Raw genomic sequence first — 8,920 nt, 5'->3', positions numbered from 1 at the left:
CGCGATTTCGCCCGGGCCGACGCCATTCGCGCCGACCTGGCCGGACGCGGCATCGTGCTCGAGGACGGTCCAGCCGGCACCACCTGGAGGCGCGCGTGACCGGCCGTGACGGCGGGGCCGATATCGGCCCGATCGGCAACAGCCCGGTGGTGATCCTGGTCCGGCCGCAGATGGCCGAGAATATCGGTACCACCGCGCGGGCCATGGCCAATGGCGGATTGTTCCATCTGCGGCTGGTCGCTCCGCGCGACGGCTGGCCGCTGGAACGGGCCTGGCGCGCGGCCTCCGGCGCCGACCGGATTCTGGAAGAAGCGACGGTCCATGACAGCGTCGACGACGCGATCGCCGACCTGCACCATGTCTTCGCCACCTGCCCGCGCCCGCGCCATATCGTCAAGACGGTGCTGACCGCGCGCGGCGGCGCCGCCGAATTGCGGCAGATGAGCCTGCGCGGCCTGCGCACCGGCCTGATGTTCGGCCCCGAACGCGCCGGCCTGGATAACGAGGACATGGCCCGCGCCGACGCGCTGATCCGCTATCCGCTGAATCCGGCCTTCATGTCGCTGAACCTGGCGCAGGCGGTCATGATCATGGCCTATGAATGGTGGATGGCCGAAGACACGACCCCGCCGCGCACCCTGATGACGAACGAAACCCACGTCGCCACCAAGGGCGAACTGGAAAATTTCATGCGTCATCTGATCGACGACCTGGATGAATGCGGCTTCCTGCGCAACGCGCAGAAACGCCCGGGCATGGTGCGCAACCTGCGCCATTTCTTCACCCGGGGCGAAGTCACCGAACAGGAACTGCGCACCCTGCACGGCGTGGTGACCGAATTGTCGCGCGGCCGCAAGGCGCGGCAATCCGCCGACTGACGGACGCCTCTTCCCTGCTCACGGCCAAACGGGTACGCCGTCCAGCCCTGCGGTTTCCGGCAGGCCGCAGATCAGGTTCGCATTCTGCACCGCCTGACCGGCCGCTCCCTTGCCCAGATTGTCGACCACGCCCATCGCGATCACCAGGTTGCGCTCCGGATCGGCGGCATAGCTGACGAACGCGAGGTTCGAGCCGGTAGCCCATTTGGTCTGCGGCGGCTTGTCGGTCACGCGGACGAACGCCCGCCCGGCATAGAAGCGCCGGGCCGCGTCCAGGCATTGGTCCGTGGTGGCGCGGCCGCGGCAGTAAATGGTGGCGAGCACGCCGCGGGTCATCGGCACCAAATGCGGCGTGAACACCAGCCCGGCCGCGCTGCCGCCGCTCAGCCGCTCGACCGTCTCGGCAATCTCGGGCATGTGGACGTGTTTGAGCAGCCCATAGGGCAGCAGGTTCTCGTTGCTCTCGGCATAGCCGAACCTGCTGTCGGCGCCGCCCCGGCCGGCACCGGAGATGCCGGTCTTGACGTCGATCACGATGTTGCCGGGCTCGATCAGCCTGTTGACCAGCAGCGGCGCCAGCGCGTTCAGCGTCGCCGCGGGAAAGCAGCCGGGATTGGCAACGCGGACCTGACCCGCGATCCGGGCTGGCCACACATCGGCCAGGCCATAGGCCCAGCCCTCGACATAGCGGTGGTCGCCGCCGATATCGACGATCTTCACGTCCTTGGGGACGCGCGCCAGCGCCTCGGCCGACGCGCCCGTGGGCAACGACGCGAACAGCACATCGAGCTTCGGCAGGGTCTCAGGGTCCCATTTCTCGATCACCAGCTCGGCCAGCTTGGCCGGCACACCCGGGAAACGGTCCGCCAGCCGGCTGCCGGCGCTCCCCTCGCCCGCGGCGTAGACCAGCTCGAAAGACGGATGGCCCGCGACCAGGCGCATCGCCTCGCCACCGCCAAAGCCGCTGATCCCGACAATGCCGACGCGCATGCTCATGGTGACGGGGGGACCGGCGGCGGCGCACCGGGGACCAGATTGCCTTTCGCATACATGCACTGCGAATAGGCGATGTCATACAGCCCCTGGATATTCCCCTGCATGCGCGAACTGGACCCGGCCCCGATCCCCGAGCCCAGAACCGCGCCGCTGCCTGCGCCGATCCCGGCACCGTAGCCACCACCGACCGCGGCCCCCAGCCCGGCGCCCAGCACCGTGGTCAACGCCGCCATCCCCAGGGCGCGATTATTGGCATGCTCGGCCTGCCCCGCCACCTGACCCGCCGCGAAATTGCGGCAGATCGCGTCATCGGACCTGAAGGCCTCGAACGGTTTTCCCGGTGGCGGCATGACCGGAACAGTCGGTCCGATCGGAGTTTCGGCGCACCCTGCAAGGGTGGCCAGAATGCCGGCGACAACAAGAATGCGTCGGGTCACGTCATGCCTCCGTCCTGCAAACTGCATGGCCGGCGCTACGATAGCCCGGATCCCGGTTCGGTCAAACCGCCGGATCCAATCCTGCCGGGCCAAGGCCCGATCCCCGGCACGGTGCGCGACGTATCGCGGCGCGAACTCTGTCGGATGACCGTGCCGCCGCTCACCGTGCGGCGATCCGCAGGCGCTCGGCCACGCGCTCATGCCCCATCAGCGGCAGCAGGTCGCGCATCTCCGGCCCCTTCTCCTCGCCCGTCAGCGCCACGCGCAACGGGTGGAACAGCGATTTGCCGCTGCGTCCGCTGGCGGCGCGAACGGCGCCGGTCCAGTCCTTCCAGGTCTCGCCGTCCCAGGGTTCGGCCGGCAGAAGGGACAGCGCCTGCAACAGGAACGCGCCCTGGTCGTCCTGCACCGGCGGTACGATCACGCCCGCCACCACGTCCCACCAGTGGCGCAGTTCCGACACCATGTCGACATTGCCGCGCACCGCCAGCCAGAACGATTCGGTCGCCCCCTCGGGCAGGCGGTCACGGATCGCGGCGAAGGGCATCTGGTGCAGGACGCGGCGATTCAGCGCCAGCAACTGCCGCATGTCGAACCGCGCCGCCGAGCGCGAGACCCGGCGCACGTCGTACGAACCGGCCAGTTCGTCGAAGGACAGCGGCGCCGGATCGTCGGCGCTGCCCAGCCGCGCCAGGTACGACACGATGGCTCCCGGATCGACCCCGTCCTGACGCAGGGCGCGGATGGACAGGCCATCGAACCGCTTGGACAATTTGCCGCCCGCCTCGTCCAGCAGCAACGGCAGATGCGCGAAGGCGAACCGGCCGGGACGGGCGCCCAGCGCCTCGGCGATGTCGATCTGCACGCCGGTATTGGTCAGGTGGTCCTCGCCGCGCAGGATATGGGTGATGCCGGTTTCCAGGTCATCGACCACCGAGGCCAGCGTATACAGCACCGTGCCGTCGGCCCGCACCAGCACCGGGTCCGAAATCGACGGCAGCTTGACCTGCGATTTACCCATGACCATATCGTCCCAGGTCACCGTCCGGTCCGACAGGCGGAAGCGCCAATAGGGCACCTTGCCGTTCGCCTCGGCCTGGGCGCGCTGCTCCGGCGTCATGCGCAGCATGGCACGGTCATAGACCGGCGGCTTGCGCATGCGGATCCGCGCCTCGCGCTTGGCCGCCAGTTCCTGCTCGCTCTCGAAACAGGGATACAGCCGCCCCGATTCCTTCAGCCGCGCGATGGCGGCGTCATAATGGGCCAGCCGGTCGCACTGGTGGAAGGTCTCGTCCCAGCCCAGACCCAGCCAGGCCAGGTCGGTGCGCAATGCCTCGACATACTCGTCGCGCGAGCGCTCGCGGTCGGTATCGTCGATGCGAAGCTGGAACTTTCCGCCATGGCGGCGGGCATACAGGGCGTTGGCGATGGCCTGGCGAGCATTGCCGACATGAATCAGGCCCGTCGGGCTGGGCGCGAAGCGGAGTTTCATGCCGCCTTATATGCGTCGGCCGCGCGCGAAAGGCCAGCGGCGACGCACCGTCGCGCAGCCGGGCGACAAAGCGGCTTATTCGTCCCCGCCACCCTCTTCGTCCCGGCCCTCTTCGCCTGCGTCGTCCTCGACCAGGCGCCTGGGGTCCAGGGCGCGCCAGTCACGCTCCATCGGCGTCGCGGCATGGGCCGAGAAATCGTCCAGCTCGTTCGCCGAACGCCAGCCCTCGTCCCCGGCGTCAACGATCTCGGCATCCTCGCCGAAGGACATCCATGCCTGCAGCACCTCGCGCGGGCCCGCGCCCGCAACGCGGCAGCGCTCCATGCTGTCGCGCACATAGGCCCGGGCGAAGGCATTGGCATGGGCTAGGTCGAGGAAACCCGAAACCTCCTCGACGATGCCTTCTTCCGCCCCGCCGGACAGGTCGAGAATGCGGACCCGCCAACCCGCATCGGCTGCCGGGTCTGCCCCCGGGTCTGCCTGATCGGAAGGGGAAGGAGTATCGTGTGGATCGCTCAAGGGAAAATATCCGGTCAAAGAAAGGCTGGGAAAATGCGGTTACGACGCTGACGGCACCGCGCGGTCGCGCGCTTTGCGCAGCAGGAATTCGCGCCCCACCTTCACCAGCGGCTGGCCGTCATAGGACACGATGTCGGCGGTGGCATAGGTCTCCGACCACCGGTCGGGGATGAAGGAACCGGTGCCGACGACGTCGATCGGGGCATGGGCATCGGCCATGACCATGCATTTCTCGACGCTGAAGCCCGACGAGACGATGATCCGCACCTTGGCGAATCCCGCTTCGTTCAGCGCCTCGCGCATGCGCCAGACGGCAGCGGCCGAAACCCCGGTGCCGACCAGGTGGCGCAGTTCGGTGTCCGAGCGATAGCGGCGGATGGTGCCCGGCGTGTTGCGCTCCAGCGCGGCATAGGACGATTGCGGGTCCAGCCCCTCCAGGAAGCGGCCGCCATGCGTGTCCAGCCGCACCGCGACGCGGCCGGCCGCCGCCAGGTCGGGAAAGGCGCGGCAGACCTCCAGCGCATCGGTGATCTCGCGCCCGAAATAATCGACCAGCACGACCAGGTCGGAATCGGGATAGGTCTCGTGGAACATCTCCGCCGCACGCAGGGTCGACCCCGCATAGCCCACCAGCGCGTGGGGCATGGTACCCAGGCCCGGCAGGTCACCGAAGAATCCGGCCGTCGCGTCGTTCGCCCCGCCGACGAAGCCCAGCGCGCCCTCGCGCTGCGCCGCCCGGCTGCCGACCGACGCGGCATAGGCCATCTGCTCCTGCATCTCGAACCCCGCGCAATGCCGGGCTTCCATGGCCAGGAAACGCACGCCGGGCAGCGCCAGCGCCATCTGATAGGCATTGTGCGCGGCGACGCAGGGCGGTCCCAGCTTCTGCAGCAGCAGAGTCTCCAGCGGCGCCAGCGCCGCGAACGAACCGGTGACGTAGACCAGCGGCTCGCCCGCGCCCACCCAGGCGCCTTCGGGGCACATGACCTCGTGCGTGATCGCGATGCCGCGCGCCCGCGCCACGTTTTCCAGCCACGCGGTCATCAGCCTCGGGGCCGAGATGACCGGCCGGCGGATGAACATGGCATAGGTCACCTGCCGGTCGCCGAAGCGGGTCACGATCTCCCGCGTCCGGTTGAAATAGGCGTCTGTCCGCGCGGCGATCGTTCCGTCATCCAGGGCCTGAGACGGTCCGAAAGCCTCGTTTTCGTGTGCTGCGGACATTCTTCCTCCGTATTCTTTATTCTTTCGCCGCGACGTTGCCGGTCGCGGCGTTCATCGCGTGCTTATGCGGCCTCCGATCCCTTCGCCGAATCCCGCACCGGCGTCCCGCGCAGGCGGGTCGTCAGTTCCTCGGCCAGCAGGAAGGCCATTTCCAGCGACTGCTCGGCATTCAGCCGCGGATCGCAGAACGTCTCATAGCGTTCACCAAGATCGGCCTCCGTCAAGCGGTGGGCCCCCCCCACGCATTCGGTGACGTCCTGGCCGGTCATCTCGACATGCACCCCGCCGGGATGGGCGCCCTCGGCCTGGAACACGTCGAAAAAGCCGCGAATCTCGGCCAGGATGGCCTCGAACGACCGGGTCTTGATCTTGTTGACGGTCGAAATCGTGTTGCCGTGCATCGGATCGCACAACCACGTGACCGTGCGGCCCGACGCCATGACCTTGCGCAGCAGCGGCGGCAGGTGCCTGCCCACGCCCTCGGCCCCCATGCGTGAGATCAGCGAGATCCGCCCGGCCTCGTCCTGCGGGTTCAGGATGTCCAGCAGCCGCTCCAGGTCGTCGATCGTCGTGCTGGGCCCGACCTTGATGCCGATCGGATTGCGCACGCCGCGCAGGAACTCGACATGCGCGCCGTCCGGCTGGCGGGTGCGGTCGCCGATCCAGACGAAATGCGCCGAACAATCGTACCATTCGCCCGAGGTCGAATCGATTCGCGTCAGCGCCTGCTCGTACGGCAGCAGCAGCGCCTCGTGCGAGGTATAGAACTCGGTCTCGTCCATCTGGCGCGCGCCCGTCATGCCGCAGGCCGCCATGAAGGCCAGGGTCTCGTCGATGCGCTCGGCCAGCACGCCATAGCGCTGGGCCAGCGGCGAGCGCTCGACGAAGCCGAGATTCCAGCGATGGACCTCATGCAGGTTGGCATAGCCGCCGCCGGCGAAGGCCCGCAGCAGGTTCATCACCCCCGCCGACTGGAAATAGCCGGTCTCCATGCGCACCGGATCGGGAATGCGGGCCGCGGGCGTGAAATCCGGCCCGTTGATGATGTCGCCGCGATAGGACGGCAGGCTGGTCCCGCCGATCGTCTCGGTCTCGGACGACCGGGGCTTGGCATACTGCCCGGCCATGCGGCCGATCTTGATCACCGGCACCTTGGCGCCGAAGGTCAGCACCACCGCCATCTGCAGCAGCACGCGGAACGTGTCACGGACGATATCGGCGGTGAACTCGCCGAAGCTCTCGGCGCAGGCGCCGCCCTGCAGCACGAACGCCTTGCCGCGCGACGCCTCGGCCAGGCTGGCCTTCAGCCGCCGCGCCTCGCCCGCGAAGACCAGCGGCGGATAGCGGCGCAGCCGCTCCTCGACCGCGCGCAGCGCGTCCTGGTCGGGATAGGCCGGCACCTGGCGCACGGGAAACGACCGCCAGCTCTCCGGCGTCCAGGCCTGCCGGGAAGAACTGTTCTGTGTGTGCATCGCACTCATGGTCGGATCCTAAATTCCTCTGCTCGTCCGGCGGGACGCGACCGGATCGCCTTCCTCCCCGCCTTCCCCCCTGCCCCGATGGCCGGCCGTGCCGCTGGGGGCAGTCTTTATGTAGAAAATCCCGCGCCAACGCAAAGAGGATCGTCGCGTGCGGCCTGCAATACGCGTAAGGGATGCGCAGGGCGGATCTTTTGGGCGTGCATCGCACCGGGGCGATCGGCTAGACCCGGCCCCAGGCCGACATGCGTGGCATGTGCCCGGCACGCGCCGGAATTTGCCGCGCCGCCGGACGCATGACATGCTGGCCGAAACCCGGAACTTCGGAGGGATGATCGATGGTGGCCACGCTTCGCACGGCCTTGTATTCGCGCCTGGCAGCGTCAGCTTTGGCCGCAGCCGCTCTTCTCGCAACGCCCGCGCTTGTCGCCCCGGCGCTCGTCACGCCGGCCCTGGCCGCCCCGGACCAGCCCGGCACGAGCGGCACGACCGGTGCCCAATCCACCGCGCAGGGCATCGAATCCCCCGGCGGCGAGCATCTGACGGTCAAGGGCCGGCACTCCCTGCCGCCCGGCTACCAGGACGCGCCGTCGATGGACCTGACCCATGGGCCAGACCCCGACCATGACGCCAACGTGCATCGCGACGCGGTCACCGGCAGCGACCTGTCACGCTTCGGCAGCGCCTATCAGGGCAGCGGCCCCTACGGCCAGGGCCAGCTCGGGGATTCCACAGGGAACGGCTGGGTCACCCCCCGCTGAACTTTGCCTGTAAACGCGTGCTGGCGGCGATCCGACGCGGCTTTGCTGCGCTCCGATGCTCACGGCCCACAAGGCCGCTCCGCTTCGGTGCTCACAAAACCACGCCGGGCGCTCCACTACGTTCCGCTCTCGCGCGCCAGCCCACGTTTCCAGGCAAAGTTCGGGTGCCCAGATAACGTCATCGGACAACCAGCGATCCCACGCGGCTTTGCTGCGCTCCGATGCTCACCGGCCCACAAGGCCGCTCCGCTTCGGTGCTCACAAAACCACGCCGGGCGCTCCACTACGTTCCGCTCTCGCGCGCCAGCCCACGTTTCCGGGCAAAGTTCGGGCGCCCAGATAACGTCATCGGACAACCGGCGATCCGACGCGGCTTTGCTGCGCTCCGATGCGCTTGACCGGCCAGCCGGAGACACCGGCCGGACTTCAATCGTCCTGGCGTTCGGTCACCCGGGTGCGAGTGCGCATGGTGACGAATTCCTCGGCCGAGGTCGGATGGATGCCCACCGTGCGGTCGAAATCCGCCTTGGTCAGGCCGGCGGTCACCGCGATCGCCAGGCCCTGCATCATTTCCGGCGCGTCGTCGCCGATCATGTGCGCCCCCACCACGCGCTGCGTTCCCTGGTCCACCACCAGCTTCATCACCGTCTTGCGCGACCGGCCGCTCAGCGTGTGGCGCATGGGGGTGAAACGGGCCAGATAAATGTCCACCGCGCCTTCCACGGCCGCTTCCGCCTCCGTCTGGCCCACGCTGGCCAGCGGCGGCGAGAAGAAGACGGCCTTGGGCGTCGTCTCCAGCGACCAGTGGCGCGGGCTGCCGGTGCCGAACAGGCGGTCGGCCAGGTTATGGCCCTCGGCGATCGCCACCGGCGTCAGGTTCTGGCGGTTGGTCACGTCACCGATGGCATAGATGCCCGACGCGCTCGTCTCGCCGGCCTGATCGACCACGATGCGGCCATGGGCGGTGGTTTCCACCCCGGCACGGCGTAACTCCAGCGAACGGACATTGGGCCGGCGGCCGGTGGCGAAGAACACGCAATCCGCGGCAATGCGCGACCCGTCATCCAGCAGCACCGCATATCCGCCTGCCCCGTCCCCGGCGTCCAGCGGCCGGATGGCGACGGGCGAGCGGTTC

Annotated in this window: 10 protein-coding genes; 3 read left to right on the top strand and 7 right to left on the bottom strand. The window is 68.5% G+C overall.

Translation table 11 applies throughout. From position 1 onward, the window contains the following. A partial coding sequence (locus tag HUK84_RS23860; protein WP_456306662.1) for a CysS/YqeB C-terminal domain-containing protein occupies window positions 1-99 on the top strand: 99 nt, incomplete at its 5' end. Beyond that, entirely contained in the window at window positions 96-878 is a 783-nt protein-coding gene (locus HUK84_RS06550; protein ID WP_176639565.1) for an RNA methyltransferase, read from the top strand. The genes HUK84_RS23860 and HUK84_RS06550, both read left to right, overlap by 4 nt. An 18-nt stretch (window positions 879-896) precedes the next feature. Here HUK84_RS06550 and argC read toward each other — a convergent pair whose 3' ends face one another. From argC to HUK84_RS06520, 6 genes are all read right to left on the bottom strand, one after another. Further along, window positions 897-1,874 (bottom strand): N-acetyl-gamma-glutamyl-phosphate reductase, encoded by a 978-nt coding sequence (gene argC / locus HUK84_RS06545; RefSeq protein WP_176639564.1) that lies wholly within the window; start codon window positions 1,872-1,874, stop codon window positions 897-899. After that, window positions 1,871-2,311, bottom strand: a complete 441-nt coding sequence (locus HUK84_RS06540; protein ID WP_317135245.1) for a glycine zipper family protein — start codon at window positions 2,309-2,311, stop codon at window positions 1,871-1,873. Before HUK84_RS06540 ends, argC begins: the two co-directional genes overlap by 4 nt. Before the next feature lie 160 nt (window positions 2,312-2,471). Then, window positions 2,472-3,803: a glutamate--tRNA ligase gene (gene gltX / locus HUK84_RS06535; protein WP_176639562.1), complete on the bottom strand. Its 1,332-nt coding sequence runs from the start codon at window positions 3,801-3,803 to the stop codon at window positions 2,472-2,474. A gap of 75 nt (window positions 3,804-3,878) precedes the next feature. Then, on the bottom strand, window positions 3,879-4,235 hold the full coding sequence (locus HUK84_RS06530) for a hypothetical protein (protein WP_176639566.1): 357 nt from the start codon (window positions 4,233-4,235) through the stop codon (window positions 3,879-3,881). Window positions 4,236-4,361: 126 nt separating this feature from the next. Then, on the bottom strand, window positions 4,362-5,546 hold the full coding sequence (locus tag HUK84_RS06525) for a beta/alpha barrel domain-containing protein (protein WP_176639561.1): 1,185 nt from the start codon (window positions 5,544-5,546) through the stop codon (window positions 4,362-4,364). A gap of 62 nt (window positions 5,547-5,608) precedes the next feature. After that, on the bottom strand, window positions 5,609-7,027 hold the full coding sequence (locus tag HUK84_RS06520) for a class II 3-deoxy-7-phosphoheptulonate synthase (protein WP_176639560.1): 1,419 nt from the start codon (window positions 7,025-7,027) through the stop codon (window positions 5,609-5,611). Between the two features lie 335 nt (window positions 7,028-7,362). Between HUK84_RS06520 and HUK84_RS06515 the strand changes: the two genes are divergently transcribed. Further along, window positions 7,363-7,785, top strand: coding sequence for a hypothetical protein (locus HUK84_RS06515; RefSeq protein ID WP_176639559.1), 423 nt, complete (start codon window positions 7,363-7,365; stop codon window positions 7,783-7,785). A 426-nt stretch (window positions 7,786-8,211) separates the two neighbouring features. Here HUK84_RS06515 and HUK84_RS06510 read toward each other — a convergent pair. Beyond that, a partial coding sequence (locus tag HUK84_RS06510; protein ID WP_176639558.1) for an FAD-dependent oxidoreductase occupies window positions 8,212-8,920 on the bottom strand: 709 nt, incomplete at its 5' end.

Source organism: Nguyenibacter vanlangensis (assembly GCF_013376155.1).
GTDB lineage: Bacteria > Pseudomonadota > Alphaproteobacteria > Acetobacterales > Acetobacteraceae > Gluconacetobacter > Gluconacetobacter vanlangensis.
Note: the sequence above shows the minus strand (reverse complement) of the source record. Positions and strands in the feature narration are given on the sequence as shown.